General features: G+C 54.9%; 10 protein-coding genes, 5 pseudogenes and 1 riboswitch. Of the genes and pseudogenes, 11 read left to right on the plus strand and 4 right to left on the minus strand.

Translation table 11 applies throughout. From position 1 onward, the window contains the following. Nucleotides 1–16 precede the first annotated feature (16 nt). A riboswitch (Fluoride riboswitch) is annotated at nt 17–93 on the plus strand. A gap of 90 nt (nt 94–183) precedes the next feature. Together crcB and KQP84_RS03940 are read left to right on the plus strand one after the other, a co-directional pair. Next, a complete protein-coding gene (crcB, locus tag KQP84_RS03935) occupies nt 184–561 on the plus strand; it encodes a fluoride efflux transporter CrcB (protein WP_215845303.1) in 378 nt (125 codons plus the stop codon). A gap of 138 nt (nt 562–699) precedes the next feature. Beyond that, entirely contained in the window at nt 700–1,515 is an 816-nt protein-coding gene (locus tag KQP84_RS03940) for a sugar phosphate isomerase/epimerase family protein (protein WP_215845304.1), read from the plus strand. Here the strand turns inward: KQP84_RS03940 and KQP84_RS03945 are convergent. Both KQP84_RS03945 and KQP84_RS03950 read right to left on the minus strand, forming a co-directional pair. Next, nucleotides 1,512–2,117, minus strand: a complete 606-nt coding sequence (locus KQP84_RS03945) for an alpha/beta hydrolase (RefSeq protein ID WP_215845305.1) — start codon at nt 2,115–2,117, stop codon at nt 1,512–1,514. The two genes, KQP84_RS03940 and KQP84_RS03945, sit on opposite strands and share 4 nt — an antisense overlap. Nucleotides 2,118–2,126: 9 nt before the next feature. Continuing rightward, nucleotides 2,127–3,068 (minus strand): glutathione S-transferase family protein, encoded by a 942-nt coding sequence (locus KQP84_RS03950; RefSeq protein WP_215848202.1) that lies wholly within the window; start codon nt 3,066–3,068, stop codon nt 2,127–2,129. A 366-nt stretch (nt 3,069–3,434) separates the two neighbouring features. On the opposite strand from KQP84_RS03950, the pseudogene KQP84_RS03955 reads away from it, so the two are divergent. Next, nucleotides 3,435–4,558, plus strand: a pseudogene (locus KQP84_RS03955) (GNAT family N-acetyltransferase). Here KQP84_RS03955 and KQP84_RS03960 read toward each other — a convergent pair. After that, nucleotides 4,555–6,385, minus strand: a pseudogene (locus KQP84_RS03960) (ABC transporter ATP-binding protein). The pseudogenes KQP84_RS03955 and KQP84_RS03960 sit on opposite strands and share 4 nt — an antisense overlap. An 82-nt stretch (nt 6,386–6,467) precedes the next feature. Between KQP84_RS03960 and KQP84_RS03965 the strand changes: the two are divergent. Further along, the gene (locus KQP84_RS03965; protein WP_215845306.1) at nt 6,468–6,965 is read left to right on the plus strand and encodes a GNAT family N-acetyltransferase; all 498 of its coding nucleotides are present in this window, start codon (nt 6,468–6,470) and stop codon (nt 6,963–6,965) included. A 39-nt stretch (nt 6,966–7,004) separates the two neighbouring features. Here the strand turns inward: KQP84_RS03965 and KQP84_RS03970 are convergent, their stop codons facing one another. Beyond that, nucleotides 7,005–7,922 carry a sugar ABC transporter substrate-binding protein gene (locus KQP84_RS03970; RefSeq protein ID WP_215845307.1) on the minus strand — a complete coding sequence of 306 codons (918 nt, stop codon included), beginning with the start codon at nt 7,920–7,922 and terminating at the stop codon, nt 7,005–7,007. A gap of 420 nt (nt 7,923–8,342) precedes the next feature. On the opposite strand from KQP84_RS03970, the gene KQP84_RS03975 reads away from it, so the two are divergent. From KQP84_RS03975 to kdpD, 7 genes and pseudogenes are all read left to right on the plus strand, one after another. Beyond that, on the plus strand, nt 8,343–9,737 hold the full coding sequence (locus KQP84_RS03975; protein WP_215845308.1) for an MFS transporter: 1,395 nt from the start codon (nt 8,343–8,345) through the stop codon (nt 9,735–9,737). An 826-nt stretch (nt 9,738–10,563) separates the two neighbouring features. Continuing rightward, nucleotides 10,564–11,728, plus strand: a pseudogene (locus KQP84_RS03980) (HD-GYP domain-containing protein). A gap of 154 nt (nt 11,729–11,882) precedes the next feature. Beyond that, nucleotides 11,883–11,972, plus strand: coding sequence for a K(+)-transporting ATPase subunit F (gene kdpF / locus KQP84_RS03985; protein WP_215845309.1), 90 nt, complete (start codon nt 11,883–11,885; stop codon nt 11,970–11,972). 47 nt (nt 11,973–12,019) lie between these two features. After that, nucleotides 12,020–13,656 (plus strand): annotated as a pseudogene (gene kdpA / locus KQP84_RS03990) (potassium-transporting ATPase subunit KdpA). Next, nucleotides 13,653–15,699: pseudogene (kdpB, locus tag KQP84_RS03995) on the plus strand (potassium-transporting ATPase subunit KdpB). Before kdpA ends, kdpB begins: the two co-directional pseudogenes overlap by 4 nt. A 9-nt stretch (nt 15,700–15,708) precedes the next feature. After that, nucleotides 15,709–16,287 (plus strand): potassium-transporting ATPase subunit KdpC, encoded by a 579-nt coding sequence (gene kdpC, locus KQP84_RS04000; RefSeq protein ID WP_215845310.1) that lies wholly within the window; start codon nt 15,709–15,711, stop codon nt 16,285–16,287. Nucleotides 16,288–16,297: 10 nt separating this feature from the next. Further along, nucleotides 16,298–18,973 (plus strand): two-component system sensor histidine kinase KdpD, encoded by a 2,676-nt coding sequence (gene kdpD, locus KQP84_RS04005; RefSeq protein ID WP_215845311.1) that lies wholly within the window; start codon nt 16,298–16,300, stop codon nt 18,971–18,973.

The raw sequence follows: 18,973 nt of genomic DNA on the forward strand, positions 1-18,973 counted from the left end.
CTCGCGAGTATTATCATCGCCTTAAGGTGATGGCGTTCCACCTTTCCCAACCGCTTGCGGCGTTAATCCGCGGCTGATGACGCCTGACATACACCGTAATCCTCACGCAGGAGCGGATGTGTCAGGCGCGTGTTTTGCCTGCCACCGCGATCCTGCGCGTATCCCTAAACAGGAGCATTACTGATGTTGAAATCTCTGTTAGCCGTGATGTTAGGCGGGGCGGTTGGATGTGCCCTGCGCTGGCTCATTTCACTGCGTTTTAATACGCTGTTTCCTAATCTGCCGCCAGGCACGTTAATCGTGAATCTGGTAGGCGGGTTTGTCATTGGTGCCGCACTGGCGTGGTTCGTAAAAAATCCTCAAATCGACCCAACCTGGAAATTGCTGATCGTCACCGGGTTATGCGGCGGCTTGACCACGTTTTCGACCTTCTCCGCTGAAATTGTCGTGCTGCTACAATCAGGTAAATACCTTTGGGCGATGTCGAGCGTGTTAGTACACGTTATCGGTTCGCTGCTGATGACCTTTGCCGGCTTTGCCGTGGTCAACGTGCTGGGGTAATCCCTGGCGCGGAAAGGCAGCGAAATCGCCCTTGAATTAACCCTAAAGAGGTAGATACTGTTTCAGGTTCAGTAAAGAGTAAAAACAGAACCTGAACGTTAAGTCACCGATTATTCCGGACGATTAAGGAGCACGTTGATGAGCCACAACCCTAAATTCCTTAACCTGGTGTTGTTAAACGGTGGACCCGAGCAAAAATTGCAGGCGGCACGAGAAGCCGGTTTCGATCAGGTCGAAATATGGCGTGAGGATGTACAAGCTTGTGAGCAGGGTGCAGCGGCGTTAGCGCAGTTTGCGGGCCAACAGGGAATAGGTTTTACCAATCTACAAGTGTTACGCGATTTTACCGGCGCATCCGATGGCCTGCGCGTTGAAAAACGCGAGGAGCTACGCCAGTTTATTCAGATCGCGCAGGCGCTGGGCTGCGATACCATTCAGGCACCGGCAACCACACGTGAAGATTGTCTTCCCGAATGCATTGATGACGATTTACGCTGGATGGCGTCGGAAGCCGCCCGCTACAAAATGCGCATCATGTATGAGCCAATGGCGTGGTGCAGCGTGGATAACACGCTACCGCTGGCGTGGGAACGTTTGCAGCGTCTCGATCAGCCCAACATCGGTTTAGTGGTGGATCTGTTTCACATTTGCGCCCTTGGCGGCGATGCTTCGCAGCTGGACGGCATTCCTGCCGATCGCATCTATGAAGTGCAACTGTGCGATATGGCGGAAAAACCGTCACAGGATAAACAGGCATTGATCGACACCGCGCGCCATCAACGCCTGTTGCCCGGCGACGGCATCATCAATATTGAACATTTCGTTGATAAGCTGAAAAGTGCCGGTTATCAAGGCCCGGTGGGCATTGAAGTGTTTAACGATGAACTCAAACGCTTGCCGCCCGCCGAAGCGGCACAGCAAGCGTGGCGAGCATTAAATCGTTACTGGCCTTAATCCTGCAAACACTGGGCGATAAAAGCGGCAGCATGCATCGCGCCTTGCCCTGAAATCGAATGACCCGTTTTGGGTTCAAACAGCGTTTCGGTCGGGACATTGGCGCTTTTAAGCCGACGTGCTGCTGATTCGCTTTCTCTCCACGGAATCACGTCATCGGCGTGCCCGTGAATCAGCATCGCTGGCGTATAAGGCTGCGGCGTTAGAGGGCCATCAAAAGCCAGTCGACCTGAAAAAGCCACCACGCCGGCCAACGGATAACGGCCATCTACCAGCGCATCCAGCGCCATTATTGAGCCTTGTGAAAACCCCACCAGCACGACTTTATCCCACTGATCGGCCATATTGTTTTGCGCCATGATCTCGCTTAGTCGGGCATCAAATGCGGCTCGCGCTTCACGCACGCGGGCTGGGCGATTTTCTACTGTTACACCGGCCAGACTGAACCATTGATAGCCGAATCCCTGCTCAAAAGCATAAGGCGCGTCAGGCGAGGCAAAAACAACATCGGGTAACAATGCAGTCCAATGCTGACCAATCGGAGCAAGATCGTCACCATTACTGCCAACGCCGTGTAAAAATATCACCAATGCTTTTGCCATGTTTATTCCTTAAAAGCCGTAATCGCTCAGGTCTGGGCCTGCGGGCACAATGCCGTTGGGGTTCAGCGCCTTGATCGAGTAATAACCCTGTTTAATATGATCAATATTGACGGTTTCGCGCACGCCAGACACCGACAGCATGCTCTTCAGGTAGCGGTTGAGCAACGGATAGTCACGCACCCGGCGCAAGTTGCATTTAAACAACCCGAAGTAGGCCGCATCAAAACGAATCAGCGTGACAAACAAGCGGATATCCGCCTCGGTGATGCGCTCGCCAAGCAGAAAAGTGCGGCCATCTTGTAGGCGCGTTTCCAGCTCATCCATTTGCTCAAACACCTCATTACATGCTTGCTGATAGCTGATTTGCGTGGTGGCAAATCCCGCCCGGTAGACGCCATTATTCAGGCGTGGATAGATTTGCGCGTTCAGGGCGTCAATCTCTTCACGTAGACATTCAGGATAGAGATTGATGCGGTTATCCGCCAAACCACCAAACCCGCTGTTCAGCATTCGCACAATATCAGCGGATTCGTTATTTACAATGGTGCCGGTCTTTTTATCCCACAATACCGGTACCGTGGCGCGACCGGTAAAGTCAGCGTCAGCGCGGGTATAAAGTTCGTGCAGATATTCTGCGCCGTTTACGCTGTCGCGATCGGCGCCCGGATAATCACCGAAACGCCAGCCTTGCTCACTTAATAGCGGTTCAACCACCGACACGCTAATCAGTGATTCCAACCCTTTGAGTTTACGGGTAATCAATGTACGTGATGCCCACGGACAAATCAGCGCAACATAGAGATGATAGCGATCAGGTTCGGCAGCAAACTCCGTTGAGCCATCGCTGCTGATCCTGTCGCGGAAGCGTGAAGTCTGGCGAACAAATCCGCCTTGCTTATCGGTGGCCTGCACCGGATGCCATTCTGCACTCCATTTGCCGTTCACTAACATCATTCTGCTCCTCTATGGTAATAAGAAGCAGCTTAACCCGCTGCGGGTTCAGTGATAATCCGGTCCAAAAGGTAAACGTTATTTCCAAAATGGAAAGAATAGTCGCGGTGATACGTTAAGCGGATACGGAGTGAAAATATGCGACATCCACATCGAGCAGCTAGCGTGATGTCTGTGCCAAATGACCAGTGAGCGGGTAAAATGCGCACCGTCGAACGGGTGCAGTTTCAATGCGTTGTCATCACGGAACGATCCATCCCGTTCCATCAATAGATAACGTCTGGCCGCTGCTGATACCATTACACTTTCCCTCTACTCAAAAACCTGCTTGACTGACGGTTCGCCCGTTCTTGTCTGGAGTTGTTGATGTCACTGATTCACCTGACTTCGTTAGCAGAGATTGCTGCCGCCGAATGGGATGCGCTGTTACCTGATGATCAACCTTTTTTACGCCACGCCTTTCTGTCTAGTCTGGAGGAGAGCGGCAGCGTGCGCGCTGAATCGGGCTGGCAACCGGATCATCTGCTGTGGCGTGAAAACGGCGTGCTGCGCGCTGCTATTCCTGGCTATCGCAAGCGTCACTCGCAGGGCGAATATGTATTTGATCATGCATGGGCCGATGCCAGCCAGCGTGCAGGGATCCGTTATTATCCAAAATGGCTTGGGGCCATTCCATTCAGTCCGGTCACGGGCGCACGTCTGATTGGCGCGCCCGACGCGGCGGCACAATTGCTGGCAGCCTTACCGGAAACGCTGCTAAAAAACGGATTGAGCGGCGCGCACATTAATTTTACCGATGCGCAGGCCAATCATCTGCTGCACGAGCAGCCCAACTGGCTTGAACGCTGGGGCCTGCAGTATCACTGGCACAATCGCGGCTACCGCGACTTTCAGGATTTCCTCGACACGTTGATGTCACGCAAGCGTAAACAGCTGCGCAAAGAGCGTGAACAGGTGACGCAGAGTGGCTTTGAATTCAGCGGGTATCGCGGCGATCAGCTCCGTGAAGATCAGTGGGATTTTGTGTATACCTGTTACGCCAACACTTACGCAGTGCGCGGCCAGCGGCCCTATTTAACGCGCAATTTCTTTAGTTTGCTGGCGGAGCGGATGCCAGAAAATATCCGCGTGGTGATTGCGCACCTTCAGCAGCAGCCCGCAGCGATGGCGTTTTACCTCAAAGATGAACACGCACTGTATGGACGTTATTGGGGATGTTTAGCCGAATTTGACCGGCTGCATTTTGAAACCTGTTTCTATCAGGGAATGGATTTTGCCATTGCAGAAGGATTGCAGCGTTTTGATGCGGGCGCACAAGGCGAACATAAACTGGTGCGCGGCTTTGAGCCGCATATTACCCACTCGTGGCATTACTTAATGCATCCGGGATTGCGTGAAGCGGTGGATGATTTTCTTCAGCGAGAAAGGGGGGCGTACGCGCCTGGGAAGAGGAGGCGCGCGACGCCTTGCCCTATCGACGCGGTGATTAATCGGTGCCGACAAAGCCGCCGGTTTGATGCTGCCACAAGCGGGCGTACAGTCCGTTTTGCGCCAGCAACTCGCGGTGGCTGCCCATCTCGACAATCTCACCTTTCTCCAGCACCACTAAGCGATCCATCTTGGCGATGGTCGACAAGCGGTGAGCGATAGCAATCACTGTTTTGCCCTGCATCAGCGATTCCAGGCTCTCCTGAATAGCCGCTTCGACTTCCGAGTCGAGTGCCGATGTGGCTTCATCCATGATCAAAATCGGCGCATCTTTCAGCAGCACGCGCGCAATCGCCACACGTTGACGCTGCCCGCCAGAAAGCTTCACGCCGCGCTCACCAACTTGCGCATCCAGCCCGGTACGTCCTTGCGGGTCAGAGAGCAGCGGAATGAATTCGTCTGCGCGGGCGCGATGAATAGCCAATTGCAGCGCTTGTTCGCTGGCATCGGGGCGGCCATACAGCAGGTTTTCCCGAATCGAACGGTGCAGCAGTGAGGTATCTTGGGTGATCATACCAATCTGGCTGCGCAAGCTTTCTTGGGTAACTTCCGCGATATTCTGGCCATCAATCACGATGCGCCCCCGTTCAGGTCATACAGCCGCAGCAGCAGGTTAACCAGGGTGGATTTGCCCGCGCCAGACGGGCCAATCAGCCCAATCTTCTCGCCCGGTTTGATGTCGAGATTAAGGCGATTGATGACCTGACGGCCGCCGCCGTAATCAAAGCGCACATCCTCAAAGCGGATATTGCCGCGTGTCACTTCAAGGTTTTTGGCTTTTGGCGCATCCTGCACGCTCAGCGGCTGGGCGATGGTATTCAGGCCATCCTGCACCATGCCGATATTTTCAAAAATGCCGTTCACCACCCACATGATCCAACCGGACATGTTGACCAGGCGGATCACCAAACCGGTTGCCAGTGCGATAGCACCGACGCTGATCAGCGACTCGCTCCAGAGCCACAGCGCCAGCCCGGAAGTGGAGACTATCAGCAGGCCATTCAACGCTGATAAGGTCAGATCCATGCTCGTAACCATGCGGCTGGCGTGCTGCGTTTTGTTGGTCTGTTCCTGAATCGCTTCGCGGGCATATTTGCGTTCCAGGTCGCTGTGGGCAAAGAGTTTGATGGTGGTGATATTGGTGTAGCCATCGACAATCGTGCCCATCAATTTTGAACGCGCTTCTGAAGAGACCACTGAACGCGCTTTCACGCGTGGCACAAAAAGCGCAGCGAGGCGGCATAAGCAACAATCCAGATAATCAGTGGGATCATCAATCGCCAGTCCGCTTCGGCGAACAGAATCAGCGAGGTTACGGAATAGATCAGCACGTGCCAGATGGCATCCACCAGTTGTACTGATGAATCTCTGAGCGCATTGCCGGTTTGCATGATGCGCTGCGCAATGCGTCCAGCGAAGTCGTTCTGGAAGAAGTTCAGGCTCTGGCGCAACACATAGTTGTGGTGCTGCCAGCGGATCATACTGGTCATACTGGGGTTAATACTTTGATGCACCAGCATGTCATGCAGCGCGATAAAGATGGGTCGCAGAATCAAGGCGACACATCCCATCCAGAGCAGAATTTGCCAGTTGTCGCGGAACAAGCTGGCGGGCGTTGAATGGTTGACCAGGTCGATGATGCGGCTCAGGTAGCTGAAAAGCGCGACTTCCACCAACGCCGATCCCAGCCCAACCACCAACAGCGCCGCAAAACTGGGCCACACCTGACGCAAATAATACGCGTAAAAGGGCCAAACTGATGAGGGCGGCGATTCGGTGGGCGCATCCTGAAAAATATTGATAAAACGTTCAAAACGGCGATACAACATAGAATCACTCTTTCCAACCGATAAAGAATTACAGCTTAGTGCAATTTGGTGCAGTGAAACCCACCGTCTAACAGGAGAAAATATGGAAATTACCGTTCGTGGACGTGAACCCAGCGATGCTGCGGCTTATCAGCGTTTGTACAGCCATCCTGATGTTTATCCCTGGACGCTTCAGCTGCCGTATCCGAGCGTAGCGACTTGGGAAAAGAAATTTTTGAAAATGGATGCTGAAGGATTCATCGCTTTTGTTGCTGAAATTGACGGCAAAATGGTGGGCGAATTAACCCTGTTTGTTGAAAACAGGCCGCGGACGCGCCACTGCATCAGTTTTGGTATTGGTGTTGATCCCGCCTTTGCCGGGCGCGGCGTGGGCGAGCGATTGATTCGTACCGGGATAGATTACGCGCAAAACTGGCTGGGCGTGACGCGCATCGAACTGGAGGTGTTTCACGATAATCACCGTGCGCTGCGCTTGTATGAGCGTCTTGGGTTTGAGCGTGAAGGCGTACGGCGTCAGGCATCGTTGCGCGACGGAAAACGGCATGACGTGGTGATGATGGCGAAGCTGCTGGATAGTTAACCAAGCCCGGAGCGGCGGACAGGCCGCTCCGGTTTCAGGTTATTTACTTTTATCGATGTACTGCTGCATGTTCTCTTTAGTGACCAGCTCAAACGGGATCCACTGATGCGAATCCACTTTTTCGCCTTTTATTAAACGCTGCGCCACCTCAACAGACTTCTTGCCTTGTCCCACCGCATCCTGAAATACCGTGACCTGCATGCTGCCGTTAGCCATCGATTTTAATCCATCCGGCGTGGCATCAATGCCGCCGACCAGAATGTTTTTCTTCGGTTTTGCCTGCGCGATGGCCATGGTGGCACCAATCGCCATTTCGTCGTTATTGGCCGCAACAATGTCGATATCTTCACCGTTCGACAGCCAGTTCAACATCAAATCCATGCCTTCGCTGCGTGAATAGTTGGCGGTTTGTTTCAGCACCACTTTCATGTTGGGGTATTTCGCCACCACTTGCTCAACGTCTTTGGTACGCTGCAATGCACCCGCATCGGTGAGGTTGCCAATCATGATGGCGACGTTGCCGCGATAGTTAGCCATTTTTGCGAGCGCTTCCATCTGCAACACGCCCGATTCACGTTCGTCAGAACCCACAAACACCACGCCCGGCGGCAGCGTTTTATCGCCTGGCGTACGGTTAACAAACACCAGCGGAATTTTTGCCTGTTGCGCCAGCTTGGTGAGCGCAGGCGTGCTGGCAGAATCAACCGGATCGACAATGATGGCGTCTACACCTGAGCCGATAAAGCTCTGTACCTGATCGGTTTGCCGACCGACATCGCCGCGCGCATCTTCAAACTGCGATTCCAGCCCCTGCGTTTTAGCCTCTTTATCAATCGACTGACGAATAATGGTGAGAAAGTTTTGGTCAAAGTAAGCCATCGATACGCCGATTTTTTCAGCCAGCGCCGAAGCGGAGAGACTCATCATGCACAGCATTACTAACGCTTTCTTTTTCATTGCAGACTCCGCAGGCTATTTTTGGAATTTTCTTTTCATTAAGAAAGGAAACGGTTTAATGAATTCATTTGCAGCCTACGAGTCGGCGCGGGCTTTGACAATTGCCTGATTTTACTCTTGCAAGCGGGTGCACACTTTGCTGAAAAAATTTGTGCTGCATAGCCTTCTCTGGTGCTGATTTCTCAGACACGGCGCACATTCCACGGCAAAAAGGGCGTACTTTTTCAGCTTATGTGCAGCGTCGCACTGCGCATTGTGGCAGATGCCAAAATTAGCGCTAAACATGGCCGACAATCTCACCATTCGCACAATGACCTTTAGTTAGGCTCCTATCTATATTTTCTTCACAAGGGAATCTCAGCGGTATTCCTGAAAAAAACTATGCGGCAGGACGCTGCCCCTTTTTAAGGAATTCACCTCATGTTGAAAGATAAGCTCGCGACGAAAACCTCGCATGTTCGTATCTGGATTTTGTGTCTGATCCTCTTTTTATCGGTGGTGGCCTATGCTGACCGTTCGATCCTGTCGATCTCAGGATCGGCGATCAAAGATGAATTTGGCCTGTCCGCGATCCAGCTTGGGCTGATCCTGTCGGCATTCAGTTGGGCATATGTGATCGGCCAAATCCCCGGCGGACTTTTTCTGGATCGTTTTGGGGCTAAAAAAGTCTATGGCGTCACGCTGGCGCTCTGGTCGGTATCCACTATCGCGATGGGATTTGTCGGTGAGTTTTCCAGCGGCATGACAGGTGCACTGATACTGATGTTTGGCCTGCGTTTCCTGCTGGGATTGATAGAAGCACCCAGCTTTCCTGCCAACGCCCGCGTGGTGATCATGTGGTTTCCTGGCGCTGAACGCGGTCGTGCGTCGTCGCTGTTTAGCTCGGCGCAGTACTTTGCTGTCGCTATTTTTTCGCCGCTTTCTGCCTGGCTGGTTTCACGTCACGGTTGGGAATGGCCTTTCTTTGTGCTTGGCGGCATTGGCGTGCTGGCGGTGTTTGTTTGGGCAACCTATATGCGTGAACCGCGCAATCATCCTGGCGTGTCGGAAAACGAATTCCGCCACATCGTTGAGGGTGGCGCGCTGGTGGATATCGACTCAGCCAAAACACTGAAAGAGCGTCCGGCACTGAGCAAAGCGATGTTCAAAAAACTGCTGACCAACCGCATGTTGTGGTGCGCCTATCTCGGCCAGTACTGCATCATCGCGCTGAGCTACTTCTTCATTACCTGGTTTCCTATCTATCTGGTGCAGGCGCGCGGCATGAACATTATGGATGCCGGTTTAGCCACCATTGCACCGGCGCTGTTTGGCTTCCTCGGCGGCATCAGCGGCGGTTATATCTCTGACAAACTGCTGGCCAGAGGCTGGAGCGTTTCCTGGGCGCGTAAAACGCCTTACATCGTGGGTATGTTGATGGCAGCCAGCTTGATTCTGGCGGCAGTGATCCCCAGCAATGTGGGCATTATCGCCATCATGTCGTTTGCTTTCTTTGGCAAAGGTGTGGCAGCGGGCGCAGGAACCTGGACCGTGATTAGCGATACCGCACCCAAAGAAGCGGTTGGCCTGGCGGGCGCAATCTTTAACGGTATCGGTAATATCGCGGGTTTCACCACGCCGCTGCTGTTCGGCATCATCGTGGGTTTGACCGGCAGTTACAGTATCGGTTTGGTGTTTGTCGGCGCGCACTGCGTGATTGCCGCAGTATTGTTCCTGTTTGTGATGGGCCCTATCGAACGTGTCGGGGAAGAGCAGCAGGAAAATCACCAAGGCTTCGAAAAACAGGGGAAAGAAGATGGCATTAAAGCAATTTAACGTGCTGATAAAAGCCCCCCATAAGTGCGGGGTCGTCTGTCCCCCACCTCAATCCTCATAAGTGCGGGGTCGTTTGTCCCCCACCTCAGTCCTCCCCATATATGGGGGAGGAAGACGCTGCCACATGCGAGTATTGAAGCTGCATGTGGCAGCGTCTCCTTCCCCGCGATGCGGGGGAAGGCCGGGATGGGGGACAGCGCGCAGAGGAGGCCGTTTGACAGCGCGCAGATGAAGCCGTTTATCCCCCTCGATCCTCATAAGTGCGGGGTCGTATGCCCCCACCTCAATCCTCCCCCATACATGGGGGAGGAAGACGCTGCCACATGCGAGTATTGAAGCTGCATGTGGCAGCGTCTCCTTCCCCGTGGTGCGGGGGAAGGCCGGGATGGGGGACAGCGCGCAGATGAGGCTGTTTGACAGCGCGCAGATGAGGTCGTCTGTCCCCCCTCGATCCTTATAAATGCGAGGCCGTTTGTCCCCCACCTCAATCCTCCCCCATATATGGGGGAGGAAGACGCTGCCACATGCGAGTATTGAAGCTGCATGTTGCAGCGTCTCCTTCCCCGCGATGCGGGGGAAGGCCGGGATGGGGGACAGCGCGCAGAGGAGGCCGTTTGACAGCGCGCAGAGGAGGCCGTTTGACAGCGCGCAGATGAGGCCGTTTGACAGCGCGCAGATGAGGCCGTTTGACAGCGTGCAGAGGACAGGAGACAGCGCGCACAATCCCCGTCTCGTCGTACCACACAGTTTGCACAAAACCTGTTGAAGAATATTTGTTCAGCTGCCGATATCACCCTACCACCCGCTGATATTAAGGAGTGATATCGTGATAAAGCTGATTGCCGTTGGCGAACTGCGGCTCGGAATGTTCATCCACAAACTGGACGTTTGGTGGATGAAAGACAAGCGCATTCGCAACCAAATGCTGATCACTGATCCTCATCAGATCATCACTTTACGTAACGAAGGGATCCAATCGATCTGGATCGATCTCGATAAATCGGTACAGGCCCCGCTTGCACCAGCAGTAGAAAAAAGCTATTCCACGCACGCCGTTTTTTCAGGAACTGGATAAGGCGCAGCTGATCTTTCAGCAGGGCAAGCCGAAAGTGTTAGCGATGTTCAACGAAGCGCGTCTGGGTAACAGCCTCGATCTCTCTTTTATGATCGATTTAGTCGATGAAATCGCCGGATCCATTGAGCGTGAACCTTCTGCTTTGCTGAGCGTGGCGCGGCTAAAAAGCCACGATGATTACACCTATCTGCATTCCATGGCGGTCTGCGGCTTGATGATCTCACTGGGTAAAACATTGGGTCTCAACGAACAGCAGCTTCGTCGAGTGGGTATGGGCGGCTTGCTGCATGACGTGGGCAAGGCGGCGGTGCCGCTGGATATTCTCAATAAGCCCACCAAGCTGACAGAGGAAGAGTTCAACGTCATGCGTCAGCATCCCATTATCGGAGCACAGATTTTAATGGAGGCTGACGCTGACGAAGATCTGCTGGATATTGCCCTGCACCATCATGAAAGATATGACGGAAATGGCTATCCACATGGGCTGAAAGGCGAACAGATTACACGGTTCGCTCGCATGGCGGCGGTGTGCGATGTTTACGATGCACTGACGTCGACGCGTGTTTATCGTAAAGGCTGGACGCCCGCAGAAGCGATGCACAACATGCTGAGCTGGCGCGGTCATTTTGACAGCCACCTGCTCAATAGTTTTGTGCGCACTATTGGCATTTATCCGGTGGGATCGCTGGTGCGTCTGGCATCGGGCCGGGTTGCGCTGGTGGTAAAGGCAGGCGAAAAATCCCTGTTGCGTCCTTGTGTTCACGTATTCTGGTCGCTGCATGCCCAGCGCGAAATGAAGCCTGAAATAGTCGATCTCGGTGACAGCTTTTGTACTGACAGTATTGTTAGCGCAGAAGAGAGCAATTTATGGATAAACGTCGATCTCAACCGTATTTGGGCGTTGCATGCGGCTTAAGCGCCGCCTATTAATGCAGCCTGCATAACCCACATAAAACGCCTGATTTATCGGCATTTTTATACTTTATTTACACCCACGCCACGCATTTTAACACCTTCTTTATACGCCTCAGCGCAAGCTAATCAGCAAATCCAATTCTCTGGAGGTGACTGTGAGCGTGGACGTAATAACCGGCATTGTGCTGGTGGTGTTATTGCTGGGCTATTTAGTTTATGCCTTGCTCAATGCGGAGGCGTTCTAATGGCGGCTAATGCATTTTTACTGATCGCCGTTTATGTGCTGCTGCTCATGGTACTGGCGCAGCCACTGGGACGTGGGCTGGCACGTTTCGTGGCTGACAAGCCGCTGTTTGCCGGGCTGGAACGCCCGCTGTGGCGTCTGTTGGGAACGGAGCAGCCAGGCATGCGCTGGCCGCATTATTTGCTGGCGATTCTGCTGTTTAACGCCCTTGGTTTGCTGCTGTTGCTGGCCATTTTATTGCTACAAGGCGAATTGCCGCTTAACCCGCAGCAGTTGCCGAGCCTGAGTTGGCATCTGGCGCTGAATACCGCCGTGAGCTTTGTCACCAACACTAACTGGCAATCTTATGGTGGCGAAAGCACGCTGAGTTATTTCAGTCAGATGGTGGGATTAACGGTACAAAACTTCCTGTCGGCAGCCACCGGCATCGCGGTGGCGTTTGCGCTGATCCGCGGCTTCGCCAGTCGTTCGCTTGAAACTTTAGGCAACGCCTGGCGCGATCTCACACGCATTACGCTGTATATCCTGCTGCCAATTAGCCTGCTGATGGCGCTGTTTTTTGTCAGCCAGGGCAGCATCCAGAACTTTTTACCCTATCACAGCATCACCACGCTGGAGGGGCACAGCAAACGCTGGCGATGGGGCCGGTGGCATCGCAGGAAGCGATCAAAATGCTCGGCACTAACGGCGGTGGCTTCTTTAACGTTAACTCCGCTCATCCCTTTGAAAACCCCAACGCATTAACCAATCTGGTGCAGATGCTCAGCATCTTTTTGATCCCCGCCGCGCTCTGCTTTGCCTTTGGTGAAAGCGTCAAAGATCGGCGTCAGGGCAACATGCTGCTGTGGGCGATGACGCTGATGTTTGTGGTCGCGGTGAGTGTTGTGATGTGGGCAGAGGTCAAGGGTAATCCGCATTTCATCGCATTAGGCGCTGACAGCGCGATGAATATGGAAGGCAAAGAAACGCGCTTTGGCATTCTCAACTCCAGCCTGTTTGCGGTGATCACCACTGCGGCTTCCTGCGGGGCGGTGAATGCCATGCACGATTCTTTTACCGCGCTGGGCGGTATGGTGCCGATGTGGTTGATGCAGTTGGGTGAAGTGGTGTTTGGCGGCGTGGGCGCAGGCTTGTACGGCATGCTGCTGTTTGTGCTGTTAGCGGTGTTTATCGCGGGCCTGATGATCGGTCGTACGCCAGAATTTCTCGGCAAAAAAATCGATGTGTGGGAAATGAAAATGACCGCGCTGGCGATTTTAGTCACGCCTGCGCTGGTACTGATCGGAACGGCGCTGGCGATGATGACCGATGCTGGGCGTGCTGGCATGTTAAATCCCGGCATTCATGGCTTCAGCGAAGTGCTGTATGCCGTTTCATCGGCGGCGAACAACAACGGCAGCGCCTTTGCGGGTCTAAGTGCTAACACCCCTTTCTGGAATCTGCTGCTGGCAAGCTGCATGTTGCTGGGACGATTTGGCATCATCATTCCAGTGATGGCGATTGCCGGTGCGATGGCGGTGAAAAAAGTGCAGCCGGTTGGCAACGGCACTCTGCCGACACACGGCCCGTTATTTATTTCGCTGCTGATTGGCACCGTGCTGCTGGTGGGTGCACTGACTTTCATTCCTGCTCTGGCTTTAGGCCCAATCGCTGAGCATCTTAATCTTCAGGTGAAAACATCATGAGTCGTCAACAACAGGCGCTGTTTGATGCAGCGCTGCTGCGCATTGCGGTGCTCGATGCCATGAAAAAGCTCGATCCGCGCGTGCAATTTCGTAATCCGGTGATGTTTGTGGTTTACCTCGGCAGCGTACTGACCAGCCTCTTAGCGTTGGCGATGCTGGCGGGAAAAACCAGCGGCAGCGCCAGCTTTACCGGCGCGATCGCGATTTGGCTGTGGTTTACCGTGCTGTTCGCCAATATGGCAGAAGCGCTGGCGGAAGGGCGCAGCAAGGCGCAAGCCAGTAGCTTAAAAGGCGTGAAGAAAACCAGCTTCGCCAAAAAACTCGCCGAGGCGCGCTACGGCGCAAGCTGGCAGCAGGTCGCGGCCGATCAGCTGCGTAAAGGCGACGTGGTGTTAGTGGAAGCGGGCGACATCATTCCCTGCGATGGTGAAGTGCTGGAAGGTGGCGCATCGGTGGATGAAAGCGCCATCACCGGCGAATCGGCACCGGTGATACGTGAGTCGGGTGGCGACTTTGCGTCGGTGACGGGTGGCACGCGCATTCTTTCCGATTGGCTGGTAATCAGTTGCAGCGCAAATCCGGGCGAAACCTTTTTAGACCGCATGATTGCCATGGTTGAAGGCGCGAAACGTCGTAAAACGCCTAACGAAATCGCGCTGACTATTTTGCTGGTGTCGCTCACCCTCGTCTTTTTGTTGGCAACGGTGACGCTGTGGCCCTTTTCCGCGTGGGGCGGCACGCCGGTCAGCGTTACGGTGCTGGTGGCGCTGCTGGTCTGTTTGATTCCAACTACCATTGGTGGCCTGCTTTCTGCGATTGGCGTGGCGGGAATGAGCCGCATGTTAGGCGCAAACGTGATTGCAACCAGCGGGCGGGCGGTGGAAGCAGCGGGTGACGTCGATGTGTTGATGCTGGATAAAACCGGCACCATCACGCTGGGTAATCGTCAGGCCACGCAATTTTTACCGGCACCCGGCGTCAGCGAAGAGCAGCTGGCAGATGCGGCGCAGCTCGCCTCGCTGGCGGATGAAACCCCGAAGGGCGCAGCATCGTGGTGCTCGCCAAGCAGAAGTTTAATCTGCGCGAACGCGACCTTAGCAGCATGGGCGCGAGTTTTATTCCCTTCTCGGCGCAAACCCGCATGAGCGGCGTGAACGTGCAGGATCGCTTGATTCGTAAAGGCGCGGTGGACGCGGTACGTCGTCACATTGAAGCCAGTAATGGTCATTTTCCGGCTGAAGTGAATGCGCGAGTTGAAGAGGTGGCGCGCACCGGCGGTACGCCGCTGGTGGTGGCAGAAGGCGCGAACGTGTTAGGCGTGGTGGCGCTGAAAGATATCGTTAAAGGCGGGATTAAAGAGCGTTTTGCCGAGCTGCGCAAAATGGGCATTAAAACGGTGATGATCACGGGCGACAATCCACTGACGGCGGCGGCGATTGCTGCGGAAGCGGGCGTGGATGACTTTTTGTCGGAGGCAACGCCGGAAGCCAAGCTGGCGCTGATCCGTCAATATCAGGCTGAAGGCCGCCTGGTGGCGATGACAGGCGACGGCACCAACGATGCGCCTGCATTGGCACAGGCTGACGTTGCGGTGGCGATGAACTCGGGAACCCAGGCCGCAAAAGAGGCGGGCAACATGGTGGATCTCGATTCTAATCCCACCAAGCTGCTGGAAGTGGTGCACATCGGTAAACAGATGCTGATGACGCGCGGTTCGCTGACGACCTTCAGCATCGCCAACGACGTAGCCAAATATTTTGCCATCATTCCGGCGGCATTTGCCGCCACGTATCCGCAGCTCAATACGCTCAACGTGATGCAGCTGCATTCCCTAACTCGGCCATTCTCTCGGCGGTGATATTCAACGCGCTGGTGATTGTGTTCCTGATCCCGCTGGCGCTAAAAGGCGTGAGTTATCGTCCCCTGAGTGCGGCGGCATTATTGCGTCGTAACCTGTTGATCTACGGATTAGGTGGGCTGCTGGTGCCGTTTGTCGGTATCAAAGCCATCGACCTCATCTTGGTGCTGTTTGGCGTGGCCTGAGGAGAAAAAATGAGTCAGTTACGTCCTGCGATTTTACTGTTGTTGCTGCTTACCGTTGTCACCGGCGTGGTTTATCCTTTGCTCACCACCGGCCTGGCGCAATGGCTTTTTCCCGCTCAGGCCAACGGTTCATTATTAGAGGAAAAAGGTGTGGTGCGCGGTTCGGCGCTGATTGGCCAGAACTTTACCCAGCCAGATCGCTTTTGGGGTCGCCCGTCGGCAAGCGGCGATGCGCCTTACAATCCGCTGGCTTCCAGCGGCAGCAATCTGGCGGGCAGCAATCCGGCGCTGGATAACCTGGTAGCTGAGCGCGTTGCAGCGTTGCGGGCAGCCAATCCGCTCGCGCCAAAAGCGGTGCCGGTTGAATTAGTTACCGCGTCGGGCAGCGGCCTCGATCCCGATATTTCGCCTGCGGCCGCGCAATGGCAAGCGCCGCGCATTGCCGCTGCGCGCCAGCTGCCGTTAGAACAGGTGCAGGCGCTGATTACACAACAGGCGCGTCGTCCGTTTTTGACCTTCAGCGGCGAAGCGACGGTGAACGTATTACAGCTGAATATGGCGCTGGATGCGATGCCAGCAAACCCTTAATAAGGACGCTATGAACGACGAGCCTTTGCGGCCCAATCCCGATGCGCTGCTGCAGGAAAACAGCGACAGCCATCGCGGCAAGCTGAAAATCTATTTTGGTGCCTGCGCGGGCGTCGGGAAAACTTACGCCATGCTGCAAGAGGCACAGCGCATGCGGGCGCAAGAATTGGATGTATTGGTCGGCGTGGTAGAAACCCATGAACGGCCTGAGACGGCGCAGCTGCTGGAAGGTCTGGCGCTGTTGCCACGCCGCGCGACGGGGCGTTCGCGCCATGCCGAGTTCGATCTTGATGCTGCGCTGGCACGCCATCCTGCGGTCATCCTGATGGACGAACTGGCGCACACCAATGTGCAGGGGTCACGTCATCCAAAGCGCTGGCAGGATATTGAAGAGTTGCTGGAGGCGGGCATTGACGTACTCACCACCGTCAACGTTCAGCACCTTGAAAGCCTCAACGATGTTGTTGGCGGCGTGACCGGCATTCAGGTGCGCGAAACCGTGCCCGATCCCTTTTTCGACAGCGCCGATGAAGTGGTATTGGTCGATTTGCCGCCGGATGACCTGCGCCAGCGGCTGAAAGAGGGCAAGGTTTACATGGGTGAGCGCGCTGAACGCGCCATCGAAAATTTCTTCCGCAAAGGTAACTTGTTTGCACTGCGTGAGTTGGCGCTACGCCGCACCGCCGATCGTGTTGATGACCAGATGCGTGCCTGGCGCGACCGTCAAGGCAGCGATCGCGTATGGCATACGCGTGACGCCATTTTGCTGTGCATTGGCGACGACAGTGGCAGCGAAAAATTAGTGCGCAGCGCGGCGCGGCTCGCCGCCAGGTTGGGCAGCGAATGGCATGCGGTTTACGTTGAGACGCCGCGGCTGAATCGCCTGCCAGAAGCCCGCCGTCGTGCCATTCTCCGCACCTTGCAACTGGCGCAAGAGCTGGGCGCAGAAACCGCTACGCTCTCCGATCCTGATGAAGCCCAGGCGGTGCTGCGTTACGCACGCGAACACAATCTTGGCAAAATTGTAATGGGTCGCCGTCCGGTACGCCGCTGGCGACGCGATAGCTTTGCCGAGCGTCTGGGTCAGCTCGGCCCGGATGTCGATTTATTGGTAGTGGCGCTGAATGAGCCGGTAAAGGATGCGCCGCATCCACTGGCGGAGGGACGCATTAGCAACGATAAATGGCGGTTGCACCTGCGTGGCTGCTTTATGGCGCTGGTGTTGTGCGTGCTGGTGACGGCGGTGGGGCAAACGTTGCTGATCGGTTTCGATCCCGCTAACAGCGTGATGATCTACTTGCTGGCGGTGGTGATCGTCGCGCTGCGTTATGGACGCTTGCCTTCGGTCATTGCGACCATTTTGAACATTCTCGCTTTCGATCTGTTTTTTGTCGCGCCGACCGGCACGGTTGCGGTTTCCGATTTGCAATATTTGGTGACCTTTGCGGTGATGCTGGCGGTGGGGGTGATTGTCGGGAATCTCACCGCTGGCGTGCGCTATCAGGCGCGGGTTGCACGTTACCGCGAACAGCGGGCGCGCTATCTGTATGAAATGGCGAAATCGCTGAGCAGCGCATTAACGCCGCAGGATATCGCTGCGACCAGCCAGCGGGTAATTGACGTTACGTTACAGGCGCACAGTCTGCTGCTGCTGCCGGATGAGCAGGGTGAGTTACAGTCTATTGGTGATGCGCTACCCGCCAACGAACCGGATCGCGCTATCGCCAAGTGGAGCTTCAGCAAAGGCCAACCCGCAGGCGCGGGCACTGACACCTTGTCCGCCGTGCCTTATCAAATCCTGCCGCTCAAAAGTGGTGCGCTGTGTCGCGGTTTGCTGGTGGTTGAGCCACAAAACCTGCGCCAGTTGATGATTCCTGAGCAGCAGCGGTTGGTCGAAACCTTTACCGTGCTGATCGCTAACGCATTAGAGCGTATAGCACTTTCGCAGAGTGAAGCAGCGTCGCGCTTGTCAGCAGAACGTGAACAGTTGAGGAATGCACTGCTTTCGGCGCTATCCCACGATTTGCGCACGCCGCTGACGGTGCTGTTTGGGCAGGCGGAAATGTTGATGCTCGATCTCGCCAGCGAAGATGAAAAATATGTGCAGCAGGCCAGCCAGATTCGCGAACAGACGTTGAGCACGATTCGGCTGGTGAGCAATATGTTGGATATGGCGCGTATCCAATCGGGCGGTTTGAATTTACGTGAAGAGTGGCTGGCGCTGGAAGAGGTGATTGGCGGCGCCCTCAGCAGCATGGCTGCCTCGCTGAAAGGGCAACATATTCAGCTGGAGTTACCGCCAGAGATGGTACTGATCAAAGGCGACAGCACGCTGCTTGAGCGGGTGTTGACCAATTTGATTGAAAACAGCCTGAAATATGCGGGTCACGGCGCACCTCGCGGCATCAAGGCGTGGCAGGAAAAAGACCGGCTGGAACTGGCAATTTGGGACGGCGGGCCGGGCATTGCCGAGGCAGAGTTAACCCGTATCTTTGATAAGTTTGCGCGCGGGAATAAGGAATCGGCGGTGCCGGGTGTGGGCCTGGGTTTAGCTATCTGCAAAACCATTATTGAAAGCCACGGCGGGCAGATTTGGGCAGAGAATCGTCCACAGGGTGGCGCATCATTTCGCTTATCATTGCCGCTGCCGCCCGTGCCGGAAATTTCTGAAGAGGCACTGAAATAA

The sequence above is a fragment of the Candidatus Pantoea bituminis genome (genome assembly GCF_018842675.1).
Lineage (GTDB): Bacteria > Pseudomonadota > Gammaproteobacteria > Enterobacterales > Enterobacteriaceae > Pantoea > Pantoea phytostimulans.

Coding starts and splice junctions, on each gene's coding strand:
- KQP84_RS03975 (WP_215845308.1), top strand. CDS start 8,343: ATGTTGAAAGATAAGCTCGCGACGAAAACCTCGCATGTTCGTATCTGG.
- kdpC (WP_215845310.1), top strand. CDS start 15,709: ATGAGTCAGTTACGTCCTGCGATTTTACTGTTGTTGCTGCTTACCGTT.
- KQP84_RS03945 (WP_215845305.1), bottom strand. CDS start 2,117: ATGGCAAAAGCATTGGTGATATTTTTACACGGCGTTGGCAGTAATGGT.
- KQP84_RS03965 (WP_215845306.1), top strand. CDS start 6,468: ATGGAAATTACCGTTCGTGGACGTGAACCCAGCGATGCTGCGGCTTAT.
- kdpD (WP_215845311.1), top strand. CDS start 16,298: ATGAACGACGAGCCTTTGCGGCCCAATCCCGATGCGCTGCTGCAGGAA.
- KQP84_RS03950 (WP_215848202.1), bottom strand. CDS start 3,068: ATGTTAGTGAACGGCAAATGGAGTGCAGAATGGCATCCGGTGCAGGCC.
- crcB (WP_215845303.1), top strand. CDS start 184: ATGTTGAAATCTCTGTTAGCCGTGATGTTAGGCGGGGCGGTTGGATGT.
- KQP84_RS03970 (WP_215845307.1), bottom strand. CDS start 7,922: ATGAAAAAGAAAGCGTTAGTAATGCTGTGCATGATGAGTCTCTCCGCT.
- KQP84_RS03940 (WP_215845304.1), top strand. CDS start 700: ATGAGCCACAACCCTAAATTCCTTAACCTGGTGTTGTTAAACGGTGGA.